The organism is Nitrobacter sp. 62-23, from assembly GCF_001897285.1.
In the GTDB taxonomy this organism is placed as follows: domain Bacteria; phylum Pseudomonadota; class Alphaproteobacteria; order Rhizobiales; family Xanthobacteraceae; genus Nitrobacter.
In genome coordinates this window covers 33,071-53,147 of the sequence record NZ_MKSM01000003.1, presented here as the reverse complement: position 1 = coordinate 53,147, position 20,077 = coordinate 33,071, and the positions used below count along the sequence as shown (strand labels likewise).

General features: G+C 62.5%; 19 protein-coding genes, 1 tRNA gene and 2 pseudogenes. 17 read left to right on the top strand and 5 right to left on the bottom strand.

Annotated features, from left to right (window positions below; translation table 11 throughout):
• The first annotated feature begins 289 nt into the window (after positions 1-289).
• The 3 genes from BGO16_RS00500 (at position 290) to glmU (ending at position 3,344) form a co-directional block, all read left to right on the top strand.
• Complete coding sequence (locus BGO16_RS00500; protein ID WP_292616148.1) at positions 290-967, top strand: hypothetical protein; 678 nt, start codon at positions 290-292, stop codon at positions 965-967.
• A gap of 39 nt (positions 968-1,006) precedes the next feature.
• Positions 1,007-1,297: a hypothetical protein gene (locus BGO16_RS00495; RefSeq protein ID WP_292616145.1), complete on the top strand. Its 291-nt coding sequence runs from the start codon at positions 1,007-1,009 to the stop codon at positions 1,295-1,297.
• Between the two features lie 688 nt (positions 1,298-1,985).
• Positions 1,986-3,344: a bifunctional UDP-N-acetylglucosamine diphosphorylase/glucosamine-1-phosphate N-acetyltransferase GlmU gene (glmU, locus tag BGO16_RS00490; RefSeq protein WP_292616142.1), complete on the top strand. Its 1,359-nt coding sequence runs from the start codon at positions 1,986-1,988 to the stop codon at positions 3,342-3,344.
• Between the two features lie 568 nt (positions 3,345-3,912).
• On the opposite strand, the gene BGO16_RS00485 is transcribed toward glmU, so the two are convergent.
• Both BGO16_RS00485 and BGO16_RS00480 read right to left on the bottom strand, forming a co-directional pair.
• Positions 3,913-4,374: a hypothetical protein gene (locus tag BGO16_RS00485; RefSeq protein ID WP_292616140.1), complete on the bottom strand. Its 462-nt coding sequence runs from the start codon at positions 4,372-4,374 to the stop codon at positions 3,913-3,915.
• A gap of 409 nt (positions 4,375-4,783) precedes the next feature.
• A tRNA-Asn gene (locus tag BGO16_RS00480) sits at positions 4,784-4,858 on the bottom strand.
• A gap of 258 nt (positions 4,859-5,116) precedes the next feature.
• On the opposite strand from BGO16_RS00480, the gene BGO16_RS00475 reads away from it, so the two are divergent.
• The 7 genes and pseudogenes from BGO16_RS00475 to BGO16_RS00450 all read left to right on the top strand — a co-directional run bounded on the left by BGO16_RS00475 (position 5,117) and on the right by BGO16_RS00450 (position 10,589).
• Entirely contained in the window at positions 5,117-5,779 is a 663-nt protein-coding gene (locus BGO16_RS00475) for a protein-L-isoaspartate O-methyltransferase (protein ID WP_292616139.1), read from the top strand.
• A gap of 198 nt (positions 5,780-5,977) precedes the next feature.
• Entirely contained in the window at positions 5,978-6,214 is a 237-nt protein-coding gene (locus BGO16_RS00470) for a twin-arginine translocase TatA/TatE family subunit (RefSeq protein ID WP_292616136.1), read from the top strand.
• Between the two features lie 103 nt (positions 6,215-6,317).
• On the top strand, positions 6,318-6,839 hold the full coding sequence (tatB, locus tag BGO16_RS00465) for a Sec-independent protein translocase protein TatB (protein ID WP_292616133.1): 522 nt from the start codon (positions 6,318-6,320) through the stop codon (positions 6,837-6,839).
• Positions 6,836-7,645, top strand: coding sequence for a twin-arginine translocase subunit TatC (tatC, locus tag BGO16_RS00460; RefSeq protein WP_292616130.1), 810 nt, complete (start codon positions 6,836-6,838; stop codon positions 7,643-7,645). The genes tatB and tatC overlap by 4 nt, the downstream gene beginning before the upstream one ends.
• Positions 7,646-7,803: 158 nt before the next feature.
• Positions 7,804-8,466, top strand: a pseudogene (locus BGO16_RS18080) (serine--tRNA ligase); the annotation flags it as partial.
• Between the two features lie 183 nt (positions 8,467-8,649).
• Positions 8,650-9,261, top strand: a pseudogene (gene serS, locus BGO16_RS18075) (serine--tRNA ligase); the annotation flags it as partial.
• Positions 9,261-10,589 carry a chloride channel protein gene (locus tag BGO16_RS00450; RefSeq protein WP_292616126.1) on the top strand — a complete coding sequence of 443 codons (1,329 nt, stop codon included), beginning with the start codon at positions 9,261-9,263 and terminating at the stop codon, positions 10,587-10,589. The pseudogene serS and the gene BGO16_RS00450, both read left to right, overlap by 1 nt.
• A gap of 44 nt (positions 10,590-10,633) precedes the next feature.
• Here the strand turns inward: BGO16_RS00450 and BGO16_RS00445 are convergent, their stop codons facing one another.
• Positions 10,634-10,834 carry a hypothetical protein gene (locus tag BGO16_RS00445; protein WP_292616124.1) on the bottom strand — a complete coding sequence of 67 codons (201 nt, stop codon included), beginning with the start codon at positions 10,832-10,834 and terminating at the stop codon, positions 10,634-10,636.
• Between the two features lie 260 nt (positions 10,835-11,094).
• Here BGO16_RS00445 and surE point away from each other — a divergent pair, with 260 nt between their 5' ends.
• Positions 11,095-11,862 (top strand): 5'/3'-nucleotidase SurE, encoded by a 768-nt coding sequence (gene surE, locus BGO16_RS00440; RefSeq protein WP_292616122.1) that lies wholly within the window; start codon positions 11,095-11,097, stop codon positions 11,860-11,862.
• 38 nt (positions 11,863-11,900) lie between these two features.
• Here surE and BGO16_RS00435 read toward each other — a convergent pair whose 3' ends face one another.
• Positions 11,901-12,290, bottom strand: a complete 390-nt coding sequence (locus tag BGO16_RS00435) for a response regulator (RefSeq protein WP_292616120.1) — start codon at positions 12,288-12,290, stop codon at positions 11,901-11,903.
• Positions 12,291-12,588: 298 nt separating this feature from the next.
• Between BGO16_RS00435 and BGO16_RS00430 the strand changes: the two genes are divergently transcribed.
• Both BGO16_RS00430 and BGO16_RS00425 read left to right on the top strand, forming a co-directional pair.
• Positions 12,589-13,242, top strand: a complete 654-nt coding sequence (locus BGO16_RS00430) for a protein-L-isoaspartate(D-aspartate) O-methyltransferase (protein ID WP_292616117.1) — start codon at positions 12,589-12,591, stop codon at positions 13,240-13,242.
• 290 nt (positions 13,243-13,532) lie between these two features.
• Complete coding sequence (locus BGO16_RS00425) at positions 13,533-14,876, top strand: peptidoglycan DD-metalloendopeptidase family protein (protein ID WP_292616115.1); 1,344 nt, start codon at positions 13,533-13,535, stop codon at positions 14,874-14,876.
• A gap of 460 nt (positions 14,877-15,336) precedes the next feature.
• On the opposite strand, the gene BGO16_RS00420 is transcribed toward BGO16_RS00425, so the two are convergent.
• Positions 15,337-16,296, bottom strand: coding sequence for an ATP-binding protein (locus BGO16_RS00420; protein ID WP_292616113.1), 960 nt, complete (start codon positions 16,294-16,296; stop codon positions 15,337-15,339).
• A 188-nt stretch (positions 16,297-16,484) separates the two neighbouring features.
• Between BGO16_RS00420 and yajC the strand changes: the two genes are divergently transcribed.
• From yajC to BGO16_RS00400, 4 genes are read left to right on the top strand one after another with little or no spacing between them, the layout of a single operon-like run.
• Positions 16,485-16,886 carry a preprotein translocase subunit YajC gene (gene yajC / locus BGO16_RS00415; protein ID WP_292616111.1) on the top strand — a complete coding sequence of 134 codons (402 nt, stop codon included), beginning with the start codon at positions 16,485-16,487 and terminating at the stop codon, positions 16,884-16,886.
• 12 nt (positions 16,887-16,898) lie between these two features.
• Positions 16,899-18,500 carry a protein translocase subunit SecD gene (gene secD / locus BGO16_RS00410; RefSeq protein WP_292616109.1) on the top strand — a complete coding sequence of 534 codons (1,602 nt, stop codon included), beginning with the start codon at positions 16,899-16,901 and terminating at the stop codon, positions 18,498-18,500.
• Positions 18,501-18,516: 16 nt separating this feature from the next.
• Positions 18,517-19,662: a protein translocase subunit SecF gene (gene secF / locus BGO16_RS00405; RefSeq protein ID WP_292616107.1), complete on the top strand. Its 1,146-nt coding sequence runs from the start codon at positions 18,517-18,519 to the stop codon at positions 19,660-19,662.
• Complete coding sequence (locus tag BGO16_RS00400; protein WP_292616105.1) at positions 19,659-20,045, top strand: Mth938-like domain-containing protein; 387 nt, start codon at positions 19,659-19,661, stop codon at positions 20,043-20,045. Before secF ends, BGO16_RS00400 begins: the two co-directional genes overlap by 4 nt.
• Positions 20,046-20,077: the final 32 nt, after the last annotated feature.

Below are 20,077 nucleotides of genomic sequence, written 5' to 3'. Positions count from 1 at the left end.
CGGAACGATCGGCCCGGCAATCCGCTGGTGGTCGGATTTCAACATTTGCCCATTGCGGCAGAAGTTCCTGCAAATATTGGAATCGAAGGATCGCCAGCAACTATCAGGTTTCTAGAGCTTTTCACCATTTCACGGAAACGGTGAAAGACTCTCGGTTCTTGATCTGACGCGTTTTCTTCACGCGAACCGGATTCCACTTTGCTCGAAACCGCTCTAATGGAGTTTTGAATTTGGGCTTCACACGAGTGTCCGGTGCAACTGCGATGCATCAGACTCGTCGCTTATCTTTTTGCTTGAACATGATTTTTTTCGAAAACCGGTTGCTCTAGCCGAACGCGCGCGGTCGCGTATTCAGCGTGAAAAGAAAGAATTGAGTGGCGACGGCTGTGATTCCTGGGACGGCGGCGGTGGCGGTGGCGGTGGCGGTGGCGCCGGGGCCGCTTGCGGCGTCGGCGGAGGCTGGGACAATGGTTCTTCGGTGTGCGCCGCTCTTCGGTTGTGCCGATGTCGCGATGGCGCATGCGCCCATGTCGCCGGCTTTTTTATCGCGGAGACGGCTGTGTTCTCCTTGCCTTCTTCCATGTCGAGGCGCTGGCCATTGAATATGGCAGTTTCGCACGTTCGGCCGTTCTCAGACAGGACGGCGCAGATCTTCGCCGCCTCCGCTGCGTCGGACAGCGGTCCGGCCACAAGCCGCAACTGCATGCCCCGCGCGCCGTTGCTACGTTCCTTCAGCGCGATGATCGGACGCAGCGAAGTCAGCTCTTTCGCCTCCGATTTCAGGATACTTCGCCATAATAACCGCAAACCCTTGATCGAATTGGCGCTGCCGAGGTCGATGCCGAAATCGGTATGCGCCGCTGGAATCGGGGCGGGAGGTAAGGGTGGTACGGCGGTTGCGGGACCGGATATGACGATCGGCGGCCCCTTGCTCTTGGCGTCGTTCTTGGTATCGCCGCTTTTATGAGGCTCGCCGTCTTTCTGCGGCCCAGGCTTTGCGGGCGTCGTGGCCGCTGTTTCATCCGGCTTGCCGGGTCCTGTTGCGGAAGGATCGTGCGCGATCGCCGCAGGTTTCGATGCGGCCCGTGATGTCACCGGCATCGCCGGCGCGGCCATTGCCGGGGGCTTCGCCGCGGCCGCCGGATTTGCCGAGGGAGAGATCGTGGACGGCGGGTTTGCGGGTGAGGATTCCACGGGCGATGGGCTGGCAGGTGGCGGCATCGCGGCCGGCGTCTTTACGGCCGATATCTTTACAGCCGGTGTCTTTGCGGCCGGCGGTTCGACTGTTTCGGCCTGAGCGGCGGTAGCAACGGGTGCGAGCGCCGGAGGCGGGTGCGCGTTCGTGACCGACGCGGTTGCCCTCGAGGCATCGGGGTTTGGCTCGTCGGGCGTCCATGGTGGGCCAGGGGGGATCGCCTGCAGCGCGGAGAGGCTTGGCGTTGCGGCGGTGTTTCGGCTGATGGACCCAGTGACCGAATCGAGTCCCTGTTCGAGTACGGTGACGCGTGCAAACAAACGGTCGCGATCATTGTTCAACGTGTCGATGGCGGAGGACAGGCGTCTTACTTCGTTTTCGCTGCCCCTCGCGATCGATTGAATCTGCTGCGATTGACTGGCCAGATCGGCTGCGGAAACCTGTGCTTGCCGGCCTCCGGCGCGGTGCGCCAGAACCGCGATGATCACGGCGGTGATCGAGCCCAGTCCCCAAGATCCGAGCCGCAAGAGAGTCCGCCGATCGAATTCGGTCTCACTGGCCAGAAAGCTTCTTTGTCGCCCGCCGCTTCCATCCGCGGGCGAACTCCCGATCAAATCCTTTTGATTCTTCGCCATAATTGATGACGCCGGACCCCGCACTTCCGAATCATGGCCAGATGCTAACAGGAAATCCGTCCCGTCTCAGGAAACCGGTGGCGGATTCCCCTGCGGGCAAAAACACTTTATGACGGCGGCGGCGCATGACGCGCCTGGGAATAATGAGGGCTTGGATGACCGGCCGGAACTGTCTGACCATCGTGCTGGCCGCGGGCGAGGGGACGCGAATGCGTTCCTCGCTGCCGAAAGTGTTGCATCCGGTGGCGGGCAAGACGCTGCTGGCGCATGTGCTGGCTGCAGCGCCGCGCGGTCCGGGAACGTCGCTCGCCGTCGTCGTGGGTCCGGGCCATGAGGCGGTTGCGAGCGAAGCAAAACGCGTGCGGCCGGACGCCATGACGTTCATCCAGCACGAGCGCCTCGGGACCGCGCATGCCGTGCTGGCCGCGCGCGAAGCCATCGCACGCGGCGCCGACGACCTGGTGATCGCGTTCGGCGACACGCCGCTGATCTCGGCCGACACCTTCGCCCGGATGCGGGCGCCGTTGCAGGCTGGCGCGGCGCTCGCCGTCCTCGGCTTTGATGCCGCCGATCCGACCGGCTACGGCCGGCTGATCGTGGAGGATGGCCGGCTGACGGCGATCCGCGAGCAGGCCGACGCCAGTGCGGATGAACGCCGCATCACGCTGTGCAACGCCGGCGTCATGGCATTCGACGGCAAGACCGTTCTGAAGGTCATCGACAAAATCGGCAACGCCAACAGCAAGGGCGAATACTATCTCACCGATGCGGTCGGCATCATCCGCGACTCCGGCCTGAGGGCGACAGTGATCGAAACCGGCGAGGACGAGGTGCGCGGCATCAATACCAAGGCTCAACTGGCGGAGGCCGAACAGGTCATGCAGGCGCGGCTGCGCAAGGCGGCGCTCGATTCCGGCGTGACCATGACCGCCCCCGAGACGGTTTTTCTGGCCGCCGACACCTCGTTCGGCAAGGACGTCACCATCGAGCCTTTCGTGGTTATCGGGCCGGGCGTGACCATCGCCGACGGCGCCGTGATCCACGCGTTCTCCCATATCATGCAGGCATCGATCGGCAGCAACGCGTCGGTCGGTCCCTATGCGCGGCTGCGGCCGGGAACCTCGCTCGGCGCGGGCGCGAAGATCGGAAACTTCGTCGAGACCAAGGCCGCCACCCTCGAGGCCGGGGCCAAGGTCAACCACCTGACTTATGTCGGCGATGCCCATGTCGGCGCGAACGCCAACATCGGCGCGGGCACCATCACCTGCAACTATGACGGCTTCAACAAGTACCGCACCGAGATCGGCGAAGGCGCCTTCATCGGCTCCAATTCGTCGCTGGTCGCGCCGGTGAAGGTCGGCGCCGGCGCCTATGTGGGATCGGGTTCGGTGGTCACGCGCAACGTGCCGGATGACGCGCTCGCGGTCGGGCGCGGGCAACAGGCCGTGCGCGAGGGTTGGGCGAAGCGGTTTCGCGAGATGAAGGCGCTCGCCAAAAAGCCAAAGACCGGGTGAGAGACCGACCGGTTGAAAAATCGGGCAGGGACGAGCCAGGTATTGGTGGCTATCCCTCTTCCTCGAATTCGGAGAACATCGCCCGTGTTAGGCGCCAGCCGCGTGGCTTCGCCCGTTGCGGCTTCTCGTCCGGTTTATGCCGGATGATTTTCGGCTTCGCGACGGTGCTGCGGAACGGAGGCGGCCAGTGCGCGAGCCGCGATGACCCTTGTCCGAGCGAGGACTTTCGCATCGCGGAAAACTGACTGAGACTGCCGCGTTTGGGATCGCGCGTATGGTTCACCGTCCATGACCTCCTTTCATGCAAGCCTTGGGCAAAAAAGTTGCGCGCCGGTTAAAGTTGCGGGGCAAAGTCGAACGGTTGGTCATCCGGTCGCACGGCGGTAGGAGCGGATCAGGATTAGGCCGGGGCGAAAGGCCGTCGCCTAATGGGCTCCCGGGGCTGGTTGCCACAAATAAGAATCCGAGAGCCCGCTTCTGATTTCATCAGAAGCGAAAAGGCGCTGGGGAAATCACGCGCCGAGCGAACTCGGCTACGTCCTTGTAATCTCCCTTCGGCTTACGGGTGCTATTTTTCGATTGCTTCGAGGAATCGCGTGCGCCAACGCGCTTCGAAAGAGTCGTCCTGAATCGAAGCCTGCGCATCCAAGAGACTGTAATTCGCTGGAAGGCCGTTTAGTTTGCGGTAGGCATCCAGATCGGCCAGCCGTTTCTTCAGCTTTGCATTCTCATCGATCAGAACCTTGAGACGACGGGCCTCGGACGTATCCACATCGTTATCATGTTTCGCTTTGTGTGCTCGCGTCGTTTGAGTCGATGACCAGTGCAACATTGATTTCGGCAGCATCGGCTTGCCTGCATACCAGCATTTCCGACCGTCTATGAGACGATAGGACCAATACGATCGCGCGTGGGCCGGCCGTTCTGTGCTGCATTGGCTCGCCTGTGCAGGTATCACCGAAACGAAGAACGCAGGCGACGAAACTCCGGCAATGGAAGCCGCAAGAATAAGCAAATGAAATCTTTTCATTTGGACACCACGCAACTGGACACCACACAACAAAGGAAAAATAAAAGTTCTAATTGCAGGAGCTTAGTTAGCTAAATTGGCCGTAATTTTAGCAGTTTTCCACAGGCTGTGTACAGGATTATCCACAGAAGGGTCTCTGTCGAGGCAGGTGAGGACTTGCAGTTAGGAAGAAAAGCGTCGTCGGGCGGGTGTGAAAGACTAACCCGGGGGGCGTAGAGTTTTTCGCTTCTGATGGAATCAGAGACGGCGCTCTATGATTTTGATTTGACGCGTTTTTTTCTCACGAACCGGTGTCCGCTTCGCTCGAAAACGCCATAAAGCGGGGCAGCGCCCATTGGGGCCTTCGATGGAGGCGCCAACGAAAAAGCGCCTCATGGGCGCTCACACAAAGTAACCATCTGACTTTAAATGGCTCCCCGGGCTGGATTCGAACCAGCGACCATTCGATTAACAGTCGAATGCTCTACCGCTGAGCTACCAGGGAACATGCGAAACATCATCGCAGGCAGGGCAGCCTATAACAAAGCCTCCCACGCTTGCAAAGCGGGAAATGGGCAATCCGGGGTCGCTACCCAAAGGGAGAGCGGCGGGGCTAAATTTTCACCCGCCGGACGATCTGCAACCGACGGAAAACGCTGCGACAAAATGCTACGGCGGGCAATGTCCGTTCCACCAAATGCTTGCATCGATCGTGGGGGTGCCTTAGTCCTCGGGGAACTTTTGCAGGGGTCAAGGATCGCCGATGTCTGACTTTTCGACCGCTCGCAGAAATATGGTTGATGGGCAGGTGCGCCCCGCCGACGTCACCGATTCCAGGATCATCGACGCGATGCTGGCGCTGCCGCGCGAGGTCTTCGTTCCGGAGGATCGCCGCGCGCTGGCTTATATGGATCTCGATCTGGACGTCAGCGAAAAGGGTGCGCCGAAGCGGTTTTTGATCAAGCCCATGGTGGTCGCAAAGATGATCCAGGCCGCCGACATCAAGAGCACCGACAACATTCTCGTGGTCGGCTGCGCGACCGGCTACACCGCGGCGCTGGTTGCGCAGCTTGCGGGCCGGGTGACGGCGACCGAAGGCGACAAGGTCCTGGCGGCGAAAGCGGCCGGCATTCTCGCAACGCTCGGCTTTGGGCAGGTAAGCGTCGTGAACGCCGCAGCGCCTGAAGGCGCGCCGGCCAACGCACCTTATGACGCGATCATCCTGGAGGGTGCAACCGAGGTGACGCCGGAGCTGCTCTACCGGCAGCTCGGCGAGGAGGGACGCCTGGTCGGGGTGTTCGCCATGAGTACGCCGCGGGCGATGCTCATTACGCATTCGCACTCCGATTTCGGCGACCGACCTCTGTTCGATGCGTCCGTTCCGGTGCTGCCGGGTCTCGAACGCCCGCCGGCCTTCGTTTTCTAGCGGAATGGTTCACAGCGAGCGCGGCTGTTCGAAATCCGCTGCATGTTCCGCCGCGTTCATCATCGACTAAAGTCATAACGTTACCGGGCTCCTTTTAAACCTGCCGGGGCCTAAATCCTTGTTTTCGCCGACCCCTGAGCCTACCTTCCGTATAAACTTCGGCCGGACTCCGGCCGCCGATTTTTGGAGGATTGCAGGATGGGTTCACTGAGCATCTGGCACTGGATCGTGGTGATCGCGATCGTCCTGCTGCTGTTCGGCCGCGGGAAGATTTCAGACCTGATGGGCGACGTCGCGCAGGGCATCAAGGCCTTCAAGAAGGGCATGAAGGACGATGAGACCACTGCGGAAAAGCCCGAGCCCGTGAAGTCGATCGACCATAACGCGGAGGCGTCCGGCACGAACCGGTCCGACGTCGGCAGCAAGACGGTCTGACGCGCCACGGCTGAAAGGTCGCGAATCCGCGACAATAATGCGAGGACTGCGAGGCGGCCGGGCTGTCAACGCGCGTTAATCCCTCGCGTGAGCGGAAAATTTCATGTTCGACATCGGGTGGAGTGAACTGGTCGTCATCGCGGTCGTCGCGCTGATCGCCATCGGCCCGAAGGAACTGCCCGGGGTGTTGCGCACGATCGGACAGTGGATGGGCAAGGCGCGCAGGATGGCCGCCGAATTCCAGGGCCAGTTCAACGAAGCGATGCGCGAGGCCGAAATGGCCGACCTGAAAAAATCCTTCGACGAGGTGCGGGACGCCACCAGCGGACTAACCAGCGGCAAGCTGATGACCAGGCTGACGGAAACGCTCGGCGAGCCGCCGAGGCTTGAGGATTTTGATAAGCCTGCCCCATCCGTCGATGGCGCTTCCGCAAGCGCAGCGGCAATGCCGGAGGCTGCGACGCCTGAGCCTTCTACGACAGCCGATGCCGTGGCGCCTCCATCCGAGCCGTTGGCGATCACGCGCAATTTTCAGAGCGTTCCTGCCAGGCCAGAGCCGGTCCGGCATGAGACGCCGCATGAGGCCGGTAACGACGAAGCGGTCAAGGACGTCAAAGCGTCATGAGCGCCGAAGACATCGAGGCCAGCAAGGCCCCGCTGATGGATCACCTGATCGAGCTGCGCTCGCGGCTGATCAAGGCGCTGGTCGGCTTCGGCATCGCTTTCATTTTCTGTTTCTTCTTCGCCAAGCAGATCTACAACATCCTGATATGGCCGTTCGTCTGGGTCGCGGGGCCGGAGAATTCGAAATTCATCTACACCGCGCTGCTCGAATACTTCATCACCCAGTTAAAGCTCGCGCTGTTCGGCGCGGGCTTTATCTCGTTTCCGATCGTGGCGACGCAGATCTACAAATTCGTGGCGCCGGGTCTCTACAAACATGAGCGTAAGGCGTTCCTGCCGTACCTGATCGCCACGCCGGTTTTCTTCGTGCTCGGCGCACTGGTGGTCTATTTCGTGGTGCTGCCGATGATCGTGCGCTTCTCGCTCGGCATGCAGCAGGTGTCGGGCCCCGAAACCGCGCAAATCCAGCTGCTGCCCAAGGTCGGCGAATTCCTGTCGCTGACGATGTCGCTGATCTTCGCCTTCGGCATCGCCTTCCAGCTGCCAGTGATCCTGACGCTGCTCGGGCGGATCGGCGTCGTCACCTCGAAGATGCTGCGCGACAAGCGCCGCTATTTCATCGTCGCCGCCTTCGTCATCGCGGCGGTGCTGACGCCGCCCGACGTGCTGAGCCAGACCTCGCTGGCGCTGCCGCTGCTCCTGCTCTACGAGGGCTCGATCATCGCCGTCGGCATGGTCGAGAAAAAAGCCGCCAAGGCGGCCGGCGCGACGGCCACCTCGCCGCCGGCGGGAAACCCGGCGGAGTAGGGGCCGCCCAGCCGGACTCATCTGCTATCATCTCCCCGATTCCCGTCGTCATCGTTTGCCAACGGTTTCCAATTCCGGCCATTCGGGTTACTGGATGCCCGCTTTCGCGGACATGATGCCGCTGCTCTCGCCGCTTATTCTCTTTTGGACTGACTTTCATGCACGACATCAAGGCGATCCGCGATAACCCGCAAGCATTCGATGCCGCGCTGAAACGGCGGGGACTTGAGCCCTTGGCAGCGTCGCTGCTCGCGATCGACGAGAAGCGCCGCGCGGCCATTCTCGCGTCCGAACAGGCGCAGGCGCGGCGCAATGCGGCATCGAAAGAGATCGGCGAGGCCAAGAAGGCGAAAGACGAGGCGCGCGCCGCGAAGCTGATGGCCGAGGTCGCCGAACTCAAGACCACCATGCCCGACATGGAAGCGGCGGCGAAGACGGCGGACGAGGAGTTGAAAAAGGCGCTGGCCGAGATTCCAAACCTGCCACTCGACGACGTGCCCGAGGGTGCCGACGAGCATGGCAACGTGCAGCATCATATCTTCGGCAAGAAGCGCGACTATGCCTTTGCGCCGAAGCCGCATGACGATCTCGGCGGCGCGCTCGGCGACATGGATTTCGAGGCGGCGGCGAAACTGTCAGGCGCGCGCTTCGTCGTGCTGAAGCGGGGGCTGGCGCGGCTCGAACGCGCCATCGGTCAGTTCTTTCTCGACGTCCACACCGGCGAGCACGGCTACACCGAAGTCAATCCGCCGCTCCTGGTGCGCAACGATGCGATGTTCGGCACGGCGCAATTGCCGAAGTTTCGGGAGGATCAGTTTTCAGTTCTTGGAGCCGAACCAACCAAAATGGCTTTGGCTGAGTATCGAAAATTCAGAGAAAGACTGATCGGTCATCAGGAAAAATTCTCACCAAACTCTAAAAGCCCGACTACACGAGTAGTAGCAAAAGCGCTTCGTTTTGCGGGCGTTATAGCTCAGAGGCGGCTTGAGCTAAGTTCCCGTAAATGGCTCATCCCCACCGCCGAAGTCCCGCTCACAAATCTCGTCCGCGACTCCATTCTCGACGAAAAAGAACTGCCGCTACGCTTCACCGCGCTGACGCCGTGTTTCCGCGCCGAAGCTGGCGCTGCGGGGCGCGATACCCGCGGCATGATCCGTCAGCATCAGTTCAGCAAAGTCGAACTGGTGTCGATCACGACGCCGGAAGCATCAAAAGACGAACACGAGCGCATGTTGTCCTGTGCCGAGGAGGTGCTGCGCCGGCTCGGCCTGCATTACCGCGTGATGACGCTGTGCACCGGCGACATGGGCTTTGCCTCGCAGAAGACCTACGACATCGAGGTCTGGATGCCGGGGCAAGGTGAGGGGGGCGCCTATCGCGAGATTTCGTCCTGCTCGGTATGCGGCGATTTCCAGGCGCGACGCATGGACGCCCGCTATCGGGCAAGCGACGGCAAGCCGCGCTTCGTGCATACGCTGAACGGCTCCGGCACCGCGGTCGGCCGCGCGCTGATCGCGGTGATGGAGACCTACCAGCAGGCCGACGGCTCCATCGCCGTGCCTGACGTGCTGCAGCCTTACATGGGCGGCCGCAAGGCGATCGGCCGCGAGGGATGATGCAGAGGCCGCACCTCACCGAACGGCAATTGCGATCGGTCCGGGTCATCTCGACCCGGTGGCAGCGGCGGGTCATTTTCGTCGCGGGCGGTGTTGCCGTCGGCGCGGCGGCGGTGGGACTGACGCAGGCCTCCGACCTCGCCCAGTTTCTGTTCGCGCGCCTGCTCGAAAAATGGCGCTACGCGTCCTTCGTCGTCACCCCGCTCGGATTTGTGCTGTCGGTGTTTCTCACCTTGCGGTTCTTTCCGAACTCGCAAGGCAGCGGCATTCCGCAGGCCATCGCGGCGCGTCAGCTCGGCGACCATGAGGCGCGCGGCCGGCTGGTCTCGTTTCGTATCGGCGTCGGGAAAATCCTTCTCACCGTACTGGGGCTGCTCTGCGGTGCATCGGTGGGGCGCGAGGGGCCTACGGTGCAGATCGGCGCGTCCATCATGTTCGCGATCGGGCGGATGTCGCCGCGCCGCCAGCCCGGATTGATCCTTGCGGGAGCGGCCGCAGGCGTCGCTGCGGCCTTCAACACGCCGCTTGCGGGGATCGTCTTCGGCATCGAGGAAATGAGCCGCGCCTTCGAGGTGCGCACCAGCGGCCTGATCATCGGCACCGTAATCGCTGCCGGGCTGACATCGCTGGCGCTGGTCGGAAATTACGCCTACTTCGGCCACACCGCGACCACGCTCGGCAACGGCGTCGACTGGCTGGCGGTGCCGATCTGCGGCGTCGTCGGCGGCCTTGCTGGCGGATTGTTTAGCCGTCTTGTGATCCTGGTGGCGTTCGGGCTTCCGGGGCGGCTCGGCTTGCTCATCAAGCGCCATCCGCTTGCATTTGCTTTTGCGTGCGGGCTTGGCGTCGCCGTGTGCGGATACCTGTCCGGCGACACGATCTACGGCACAGGCTATGCGCAGGTGAAACACGCGCTGGAGAGCGAAGCGCCGCTGCCCGAGAGTTTCGGGGTGCTGAAACTGCTTGCAACCCTGTTTTCCACTGTGAGCGGCATTCCCGGCGGGATCTTTTCGCCCTCGCTCGCGGCGGGCGCGGGCCTCGGATCCAACGTGGCTCATTTTTTCCCGGGCACGCCGATGGGTGCAATCCTGCTGCTCGGCATGGTGTCGTATTTCGCGGGCGTCGTGCAGGCGCCGATCACCGCCTTCGTGATCGTGACGGAAATGACCGATAATCACGCCATGGTGGTGCCGCTGATGGCGGCAGCGCTGATTGCCTATGGCAGCTCGCGGCTGGTCTGCAAGGAAGGCGTCTACCACGCGCTGGCCAAGGGGTTCTTGCAACGCGCCCGCGCGGACAACGCTTGTGCGTCCGGAAACGCGCAGTGAGGGCAGACTGGTGCGGGCGGCGCGTGTGACGCCGCCCTCGGAGATCAGGGAATGCACGTTCCGCCGATATGAGATGGCGTTTTGATCTGACCACAGACCGAGCCGCCGGTGACCCAGACTGCGACGCCGTATTTGCCGAAGGACACCTCGATCCCGAAATAATCCTTGTCGGCGACGACGGTGATCTCGCCGCCGCCGACTTCCTTGAGTTCGCCTGCGGTCAGCTCTCTTATGTCGCTATGCATGTCTCACTCCTGTCGTCGAGCCGGGAGGAGTCCCGGCGTCGCATCAGGGGTACACGCTCCGGTTTGAGGATGATGTGAGATGCATCACGCTCGTCGTAAAAGTCCGCAGGCCAGGGTGGAAAGTCAGGTTTGCAAGGTTTGGCCGGGCCGGATAAGAGGTGTCCGAACGGCGCTCGCGTCCGGATTCCGAAGCTCCTCACCCGGTGCGGCAACTTTGATACCAACTCGGGGATCAAAGGCCGGAAAAGGCAACCTCACGAATGCGAATCCTCTGTACTAACGACGACGGCATCAACGCGCCGGGCCTTGAGATCATCGAGCAGATCGCAAATGAGCTGTCGGACGATGTCTGGGTAGTCGCGCCGGAGCACGATCAGTCCGGCGTCTCGCATTCGCTGTCGCTCAACGATCCGCTGCGGCTGCGCGAAATCGGACCGCGCCATTTCGCGGTGAAGGGCACGCCGACCGATTGCGTGATCATGGGATCGCGGCACATTCTCGGTAAAAAGGGGCCCGATCTCGTGCTGTCCGGTGTCAATCGGGGCCGCAACGTCGCTGAGGACGTGGTTTATTCCGGCACCATCGCGGGCGCGCTTGAGGGCACGATGCTTGGACTGCCGTCGTTCGCGCTGTCGCAGGAATTCAGCATGGAGACCGGCGACAGGCCGGTATGGGAAACCGCGCTCACGTTCGGGCCGCAGATTCTGCGCAAGGTGATCGACGCCGGCATTCCCAAAAACACGGTGGTCAATGTCAATTTTCCGGCCTGCGCGCCGCAGGATGTGGCGGGGGTGCTGGTGACGCGGATGGGCAAGCGCAATCTCGGCTTTCTCAAGATCGTTGAACGCCGCGACGGCCGCGGCAACCCGTATTTCTGGATCGGATTCGAGAAGGCCGACGCCGCGGATACCCCGGCGGCAGGGACCGATCTCGCGGCGATCGCGTCGCGATGTGTCTCGGTGACGCCGTTGCGGCTGGATCGCACCGACGATGTGTTCCTCAAGGTTCTGACGACGGCCTTGAAGTAGGACGCGCTGTCACGCTGGGGAGCGGGTGACCGCGCTGCCTAGCTGCGCTCGGCCGTGGCGCTGCGGTTGAGTGTGCTCTCGATCATGACGGCGAGGTTTTCCATCTGGAATGGTTTCTGCAACGCCGGGCGGTCGCGATATTCCGGCGGCAGGCCCTGTGTCCCGTAGCCGGTTGCGAAAATGAAAGGTCGGTTGCGTTCTTCGATCGCGTCGGCCACAGGGGAAATCAGCTTGCCGTTGACGTTGACGTCGAGGATTGCGATGTCGAAGTCAGTGGTCTGCGCGAGCATGAGCGCTTGGTCGATATCGCCGGATTCCGCGGCGATGCTGTAGCCAAGCTCTTCCAGCATGTCCGCAACCATCATGCGGATCATGACCTCGTCCTCGACGAGGAATACCGAGCCACCGGGCGGTTTGATTGGCGCCATGGAGGAGACTGATCCCTTGCCCATTTCCAATACAGGGTCGCAAATTACGCCGACCAAGGCAATGCGTGCCGCTGCCGCGGCGAGCGCATGATAAGGTATTGCGGGGTCGAATTGCAGCTACTTTGGGCGTAATTTTGAGGCTCCCGGCATCTCCGGAGGGACGGGCAGAGCCGCCCCGTTCCGGACGGGGAACAAAAATTTTGAAAGTCCGGATTGACCCGGCGGATGATCCGGGCAGATTGCATCAACATATCTTGATATCCGCTGTGACCAGACGCCAGCGCTCGAGATCCCGCCCATGCCCCCCGACAATCGCCTGCCGCCTGAAAAGATGATGTTTCAGCTCACCTTGCGGCGACGCGGCATCAGCGACCAGCGTGTGCTGCGCGCGATGGACAGCGTTCCGCGCGATGTCTTCGTGGAGGAGAGCGATCGCGGCGACGCTTGGTGCGACACCGCGCTCGGCATCGCCTGCGGCCAGACCATCAGCCAGCCCTTCGTGGTTGCCTATATGACGGAGCGGCTGGAATTGCGCGACGACAGCCGCGTGCTGGAGATCGGCACGGGCTCGGGCTATCAGGCCGCGATCCTGTCGCGCCTATGTCGCGAGGTCGTGACCATCGAGCGATTTCGCGAGCTTGCCGATCGCGCTCGCGCCCGACTGGAGCAACTCGGTTGCGACAACGTCGAGGTCATGCTGGGCGACGGCTTCGACATTCCTGCCGAAGCGGGACAGTTCGACCGCATTCTGGTGACGGCGGCGATGGAGCGGATTCCCGACGGGCTGATAGCCCGGATCGAGCCCGGCGGGCTTCTGATCGCGCCGGTCGGACCGCACAACGGACGGCAGACGCTGATACTTCTCCGGCGCACCACCGCCGGACTCGCTCGCAAGGAGCTGATCGACGTGCGCTTCGTGCCGGCGCTGCCCGGCATCGCCCGCGAGCTTTAGGATATTATTGCAGCGGGTTTGTCTTCAGGAATTTCAATCGAGAGCGGGGCTACAAGCATAAAGTTGCGAGCACCCGTCGTTTCCTGAAGTTCATTGAAGGCGGGTGTTGTGCCCCCACGAACTTCGGAAGGTGGTACTGGCCCACCGATCGGGTGCTGATTCATTCACCGCCGCAACACATTGTTCCAGCGACATTAATTTTCAAGGCGGCGGCGTGTCACGGTTAAAGGCTTGTTTACTCAGGGCGTGTTTAGTCAATTTTGTAGTTAAGTTGCGTCGAGTGAGTAACCATGTCCCGTATCGTCGAGGTGCTTTGCTCGCGTCGGGTACCGCAGGTCGCGGTGCTGGCGCTGGTGTCGATCGGTTTTGCCGGATGCAGCGCCGACATGTCTTCGCGCCTCGCGCAGATCGACAGTGGGCCGCAGCAGTCAAATTTCGGGTGGCAGCGCGAGTCCACCGGCTCGGTGGCGGCAGCGCCCGCGGCTCCTGTTCAACACCGCGAGTTGCCGCAGTATTCTCGGCCGCAATATCAATCATCGTATCAATCCCGGCCGCTGCCGCCGCCGATCTCGACGCCGAAAACCTATCCGGTGGCGTCGAGCGTCTCTGACAGCGGGCGAAACGTCCACCCGTCTGCGCCGCCGGCGCGTCCGATCGAGTCCACCGGTCCTGTCGCATCGCGGGACGGGTGGAATCACAACGGCGGCACCCCGATCATCGTCGGCACCAGCGATACGCTAGAGGGGCTCTCGCACCGCTATGGCGTCTCCACCGCCGAAATCCTCAAGGCCAACGGTTACCGCGGCCCCCGCCGGTTGCAGCCCGGCCAGCAACTGATCATTCCGAAGCGCGCGGCGGCGGCGGAAACTCACGCCGGTCCGGCTGCGAAACCCGTCGCGGTCGCCGAGGCCGGCTCCGCCGTCCACTACGTCAATCGCGGCGACACGCTGATGAGCATCGCGCGCCGCAATCATATCGCAGTCGGCGAGCTTGCCCGCGCCAACGGCCTGCAGCCGGGTGCGACATTAAAGGTCGGCATGAAGATTGCGGTGCCGACGAAGGCCGCCGCGGTCGCCGCGCAGCCTGTTGCCGCTGCGGCGGCTGCTCCTCCCGCTGCGGCTGCGCCTGTGGTTCACACTGCGGCGGCGGCGCCGGAAGGTCCGGTGCAGAAGGTCAATCTCGCGGTTGCGGCGACGACGCCCGAAGAGGCCGTGGTCAAGCCGGCGACGAAGACAGCCGAAGCAACCGGTGCGCTGCCGACCTTCCGCTGGCCGGTGCGCGGCCGCGTGATCGCAGCCTATGGCGCCAGGACCAACGGCAAGTCGAATGACGGCATCAACGTCGCCGTGCCCGAGGGCACGCCCGTCAAGGCGGCTGAGGATGGCGTCGTTGCCTATTCCGGCAACGAGCTCAAAGGTTACGGCAACCTGATCCTGGTTCGGCATCCCAACGGTTACGTGACCGCATATGCCCATGCGAGTGAGTTGTTGGTGAAGCGTGGAGATACCATCAAGCGCGGCCAGGTCATTGCCAAGTCGGGTCAGTCGGGCGAAGCGGCGTCGCCGCAGCTCCACTTCGAGATCCGAAAAGGATCTTCACCGGTTGACCCGCTTCATTTCCTCAACGGGGCGTGACAGCCTTGGGCCAAACCTGCAGTTCCACTCCTCATCCCTGAGCCGGGTCGGCTGCAGGTCGCGCTCCAGGAAAGGCTCCGGACTCGCCGTGGCCACTTTGCGCTGATGGCGTCGAACTCCTGACGGCGCCTCTAATTGCACGCTTGCGATAAGATGAAGCGCTTACCTCGCCAGCCGCACGCCAAGCCGGCCCGCCAGTTCCTGCGTGAACTGCCAAGCGGCGTCGCCGCAGCTCCACTTCGAGATCCGAAAAGGATCTTCACCGGTTGACCCGCTTCATTTCCTCAACGGGGCGTGACAGCCTTGGGCCAAACCTGCAGTTCCACTCCTCATCCCTGAGCCGGGTCGGCTGCAGGTCGCGCTCCAGGAAAGGCTCCGGACTCGCCGTGGCCACTTTGCGCTGATGGCGTCGAACTCCTGACGGCGCCTCTAATTGCACGCTTGCGATAAGATGAAGCGCTTACCTCGCCAGCCGCACGCCAAGCCGGCCCGCCAGTTCCTGCGTGAACTGCCAGGCGACGCGTCCTGATCGCGAGCCGCGCGTGGTCGACCATTCCAGCGCCTCCCGTTCAAGTTTGGTGTCGTCGAGCTTGATGCCGAAGTGGGCGCAATAGCCGCGCACCATCGCGAGATATTCGTCCTGGCTGCAGCGATGAAAGCCGAGCCAGAGGCCGAACCGGTCGGACAGCGAAACCTTTTCCTCGACGGCCTCGCCGGGATTGATCGCTGTCGATCGTTCGTTTTCGATCATGTCGCGCGCCAGCAGGTGGCGGCGGTTCGACGTCGCGTACAGGATGACGTTGTCGGGGCGTCCCTCGATGCCACCCTCCAACACCGCCTTCAGCGATTTGTAGGAGGCGTCATTGCCGTCGAACGAGAGGTCGTCGCAGAATACGATGAAACGAAACTCCGACAAGCGAAGCTGCTCCATCAGTCCCGGCAGACTCTCGATATCCTCGCGGTGAATTTCGATCAGCTTGAGTTGCCCGTTGACCGCAGCGTTGACGCTGGCATGCGCCGCCTTGACCAGCGACGATTTGCCCATGCCGCGCGCGCCCCAGAGCAGGGCGTTATTCGCGGGCAGGCCCTTGGCGAAGCGCTCGGTATTCTCGATCAGGATGTCCCGCAGCCGGTCGATACCCCTGAGGAGATCGAGATCAACGCGGCTGACGCGCGGCACCGGCGCCAGTCGTCCGTCCGGATGCCAGATGAAGGCGTCGGCGCTCGCAAGCGTACGGCCGTTGTCGGGTTTTGCCGCCGCCGAGGACATGGCTGCGGCGATCGCCTCAAGCGCGCTGGCGATGCGTTCCGCAGCAGCCAGGGCCGTCGATTCCGGACCTTTTGTCGCGCCGCCGATCGTTTTTCCGGGTCGAGCCCCCGGTGTTTTGCGGGAGCCGGGTTTTCGTGACTTTTTTGCCATCTTGTCCTTTCCTGACCGCGCACCCTTAACGGGGTGCCCCGCTGCCCGCAAGCCGCGGAATAATGAGGCCCTATCAAGGGGCTGGCAGCGTTGCAATTGGGACTGCTGCCGCTATAGTCCGCGCGAATTTGATCTCCACCGGACGACTCTGCGTCGTCCTGGCTGCTCCGTTTCAAGGAAACGTCCGAATGTTCATAACCCCTGCGTTTGCTCAGGCTGCCGGTGCCGGCGATACCAACAGCCTGCTGATGTCGTTGCTGCCGTTCGCGCTGATCTTCATCATCATGTATTTCCTGATCATCCGGCCGCAGCAGAAGAAGGCGAAAGAGCATAACGAGCTCGTGAAGAATATTCGCCGCGGCGACACCGTCATCACCTCGAGCGGTCTGGTCGGAAAGGTCACCAAGGTTGTGGACGACGAGCAGATCGAGTTCGAAATCGCGGACGGCGTCCGGGTGCGGCAGATGCGGCAGATGATCTCGATCGTCCGCGCCAAGGGCGAGCCGGCCAAGGGCGAGCCGACCAAAGGTGAATCGGCAAAGGCGCGCGCCAAGGGCGAGGACGCCAAGGATGACAACGCCGCGCGCTGACGGGTTATCTCGATGCTGTACTTCACGCGGTGGAAAGCGCTGGCGATCGTCTTGACCGCCCTCCTGGTCTGCCTATGCGCCGTGCCGAATTTCTTTCCGGAGGCGCAGGTCAAGACCTGGCCGAAATGGGCGCAGCGCCACCTCGTGCTCGGGCTCGATCTTCAGGGCGGCTCCTATCTGCTGCTCGAGGTCGATTCCAACTACGTCAAGAAAGAGAAACTCGATCAGGTCCGCGACGACGCACGCAAGGCGCTGCGGGACGCGCGGATCGCCTATACCGGCCTTGCCGTGAAGAACGGCGCTGTCGAGGTGCGCATCAGCAAGGAGGATGAATTCCAGACCGCGCTTGGCAAGTTGCGCGAGCTGTCGCAACCGCTAGGTGGCCTGCTCGGCTCCAGCGGTCAGCGCAGCCTTGAAATCAGTAGTGCTGAAGGCGGGGTGATCCGCCTCACGGTCCCGCAGGCTGCGATCACCGACCGCATCCGCCAGTCGGTCGAGCAGTCGATCCAGATCATCGAGAAGCGCGTCAACGAACTCGGCACGGTCGAACCGCTGATCCAGCGCCAGGGCGCCGATCGCATTCTGGTGCAGGTGCCGGGACTGCAGGACCCGACGCGGCTGAAGGAAATTCTCGGCAAGACCGCCAAGATGGACTTCCGCATGGTCGATTCGAGCGTGTCGCCCGAACAGGCCCTGCAAGGCCGGGTGCCCGCCGATTCCGAAGTGCTGATGAGTTCGCAGGCGCCCAAGACGCCTTACGTCGTCAAGAAGCAGGTGCTCGTCTCCGGCGGCGACCTGATCGACGCGCAGCCCGGATTCGATTCGCGCACCAGCGAGCCGATCGTGACCTTCCGGTTCAACAGCAACGGCGCGCGCAAGTTCGCGCAGGCGACGTCGGAAAACGTCGGACAGCCATTCGCCATCATCCTCGACAACGAGGTGATCTCCGCACCCGTCATCCGCGAACCGATCACCGGCGGCTCCGGCCAGATTTCGGGGAATTTCACGGTGCAGGAGGCCAACGACCTTGCGATCCTGCTGCGCGCCGGCGCGCTGCCGGCGCCGCTGACCATCATCGAGGAACGCACCGTCGGTCCCGGCCTCGGACAAGATTCGATCGAAAAAGGCGAGCTTGCCGCCTATGTCGGTTCGATCATGGTCATCCTGTTCATGTTGCTGACCTACCGGCTGTTCGGGGTGTTTGCGAATATCGCCGTCGCCATCAACGTCGCCATGATTTTCGGCGTGCTGTCGTTATTGAACGCGACGCTGACGCTGCCCGGCATCGCCGGCATCGTGCTCACGGTTGGCATCGCCGTCGATTCCAACGTGCTGATCTATGAGCGCATCCGAGAGGAACTTCGCGGCGGCCGCACCGCGATTTCGGCGATCGACGCCGGCTTCAAACGCGCGCTGGCGACGATCCTGGATTCCAACATCACGACGTTCATCGCCGCAGCGGTGCTGTTCTATATCGGCACCGGCCCGGTGCGCGGCTTCGCCGTGACGCTCGGCATCGGCATCATCACCACGGTGTTCACCGCATTCGAGGTGACCCGGCTGATCGTCGCAACATGGGTGCGCTGGAAGCGGCCGCAAAGCGTGCCGATCTGATGACGCGGAGCCGGCTGTGACTCACTGGATTTTGCTCGGGCTCGGTGCCCTCATTGTCGTGCTGACCATCGTCAGTTGCTTCAACCTGCTGCCGTCGCTGCGGATCGTCCCGGACGACACGCATTTCGATTTCACCCGCTTCCGCCGCATCAGCTTTCCGATATCGGCCGTACTGTCGATCGTCGCCATCACGCTGTTCTTCACGCACGGTCTGAATTTCGGCATCGATTTCAAGGGCGGCACGCTGCTGGAAATCCAGGCAAAGTCCGGCGACGTCGATATCGGGACGATGCGCACGAAGCTGAACGGTCTCGGTCTCGGCGAGGTCCAGCTACAACAATTCGGCGGCCCGACTGAAGTGCTGATTCGCGTTGCCGAGCAGCCGGGCGGCGACGCCGCACAGCAGGCGGCCGTGCAGAAAGTGCGCGGCGCGCTGGGCGAGACCGTCAACTATCGCCGCGTCGAAGTGGTCGGGCCGCGCGTATCCGGCGAACTGCTTGCCTACGGCATGATCGGCCTGATGCTCGCGATCCTCGGCATCCTGATCTATCTCTGGTTCCGGTTCGAGTGGCAGTTCGCGCTCGGGGCGATGATCGCCAACGTGCATGACATCGTGCTGACCATCGGCTTCATGTCGATCTCGCAGGTCGATTTCGATCTCACCAGCATCGCCGCGCTTCTGACCATTCTGGGTTACTCGCTGAACGATACCGTCGTCATTTACGACCGGATCCGCGAGATGCTGCGGCGTTACAAGAAAATGCCGATGCCTGAGTTGCTCAACGAGTCGATCAACTCGACGCTGTCGCGCTCGATCATTACTCACGTCACGGTGACGCTCGCCTTGCTTGCGTTGCTGCTGTTCGGCGGACCGGCCATCCACAGCTTCACTGCCGTGATGATGTTCGGCGTGGTGCTGGTCGGCACCTACACCTCGATCTTCATCGCGGCGCCGATCCTGATCTATCTCGGGGTCGGTGATCATCGTGCCGATGTCGAGGAGAGGCCGGCCAAGACTCAGGTGACAAGTTCCGACAAGGCGGCCAAGCAGCCTGAGACCGCCAAGCCTGAGGAACTGGCCAAACCCGAAAAGGCGGCTAAACCGGAAAAGAAGATCAAGTCCGAAAAGCCGGCCAAAGCTCGGAAGCCATCGAAGTCGTGAGTGCCGACCTGCCGGAGGTGCCGCACCTTCCGCGGCCTGCGGCGATCGAGGCCTACGGCAGCGGCGGATTCCGCTTTGACACCATGTCGCATCGCGGCTCCCTGCTGTGCCTGCCGGACGGGATCTGGGCATGGCCCATAACCCGGCCGGACGACATCGACCGCCATGCGCTGGCGCGTGTCTTCGCAGGCTCGGCCGCGATCGATACGTTGCTGATCGGCACGGGCACAGAAGTCTGGCTTGCCCCTGACGAGCTGCGCCAGGCTCTGCGCCGCGTGAGCGTCGGAGTGGACACCATGCTGACCGGAGCGGCGATCCGGACCTACAACATCATGCTGGGCGAGCGGCGCCGGGTCGCGGCGGCGCTGATAGCTGTTCCATGAGAACCTCACCGCATTGGCAGCGCCTGATGGCG

Bases quoted from the DNA above. Each gene is read 5' to 3' on its own strand.
- BGO16_RS00450 (WP_292616126.1), top strand. From the start codon at position 9,261: ATGCAGAGGCCGCACCTCACCGAACGGCAATTGCGATCGGTCCGGGTC.
- BGO16_RS00420 (WP_292616113.1), bottom strand. From the start codon at position 16,296: ATGGCAAAAAAGTCACGAAAACCCGGCTCCCGCAAAACACCGGGGGCT.
- BGO16_RS00470 (WP_292616136.1), top strand. From the start codon at position 5,978: ATGGGTTCACTGAGCATCTGGCACTGGATCGTGGTGATCGCGATCGTC.
- yajC (WP_292616111.1), top strand. From the start codon at position 16,485: ATGTTCATAACCCCTGCGTTTGCTCAGGCTGCCGGTGCCGGCGATACC.
- tatB (WP_292616133.1), top strand. From the start codon at position 6,318: ATGTTCGACATCGGGTGGAGTGAACTGGTCGTCATCGCGGTCGTCGCG.
- BGO16_RS00435 (WP_292616120.1), bottom strand. From the start codon at position 12,290: ATGGCGCCAATCAAACCGCCCGGTGGCTCGGTATTCCTCGTCGAGGAC.
- secD (WP_292616109.1), top strand. From the start codon at position 16,899: ATGCTGTACTTCACGCGGTGGAAAGCGCTGGCGATCGTCTTGACCGCC.
- glmU (WP_292616142.1), top strand. From the start codon at position 1,986: ATGACCGGCCGGAACTGTCTGACCATCGTGCTGGCCGCGGGCGAGGGG.
- surE (WP_292616122.1), top strand. From the start codon at position 11,095: ATGCGAATCCTCTGTACTAACGACGACGGCATCAACGCGCCGGGCCTT.
- BGO16_RS00485 (WP_292616140.1), bottom strand. From the start codon at position 4,374: ATGAAAAGATTTCATTTGCTTATTCTTGCGGCTTCCATTGCCGGAGTT.
- tatC (WP_292616130.1), top strand. From the start codon at position 6,836: ATGAGCGCCGAAGACATCGAGGCCAGCAAGGCCCCGCTGATGGATCAC.
- BGO16_RS00445 (WP_292616124.1), bottom strand. From the start codon at position 10,834: ATGCATAGCGACATAAGAGAGCTGACCGCAGGCGAACTCAAGGAAGTC.
- BGO16_RS00430 (WP_292616117.1), top strand. From the start codon at position 12,589: ATGCCCCCCGACAATCGCCTGCCGCCTGAAAAGATGATGTTTCAGCTC.
- BGO16_RS00475 (WP_292616139.1), top strand. From the start codon at position 5,117: ATGTCTGACTTTTCGACCGCTCGCAGAAATATGGTTGATGGGCAGGTG.
- BGO16_RS00425 (WP_292616115.1), top strand. From the start codon at position 13,533: ATGTCCCGTATCGTCGAGGTGCTTTGCTCGCGTCGGGTACCGCAGGTC.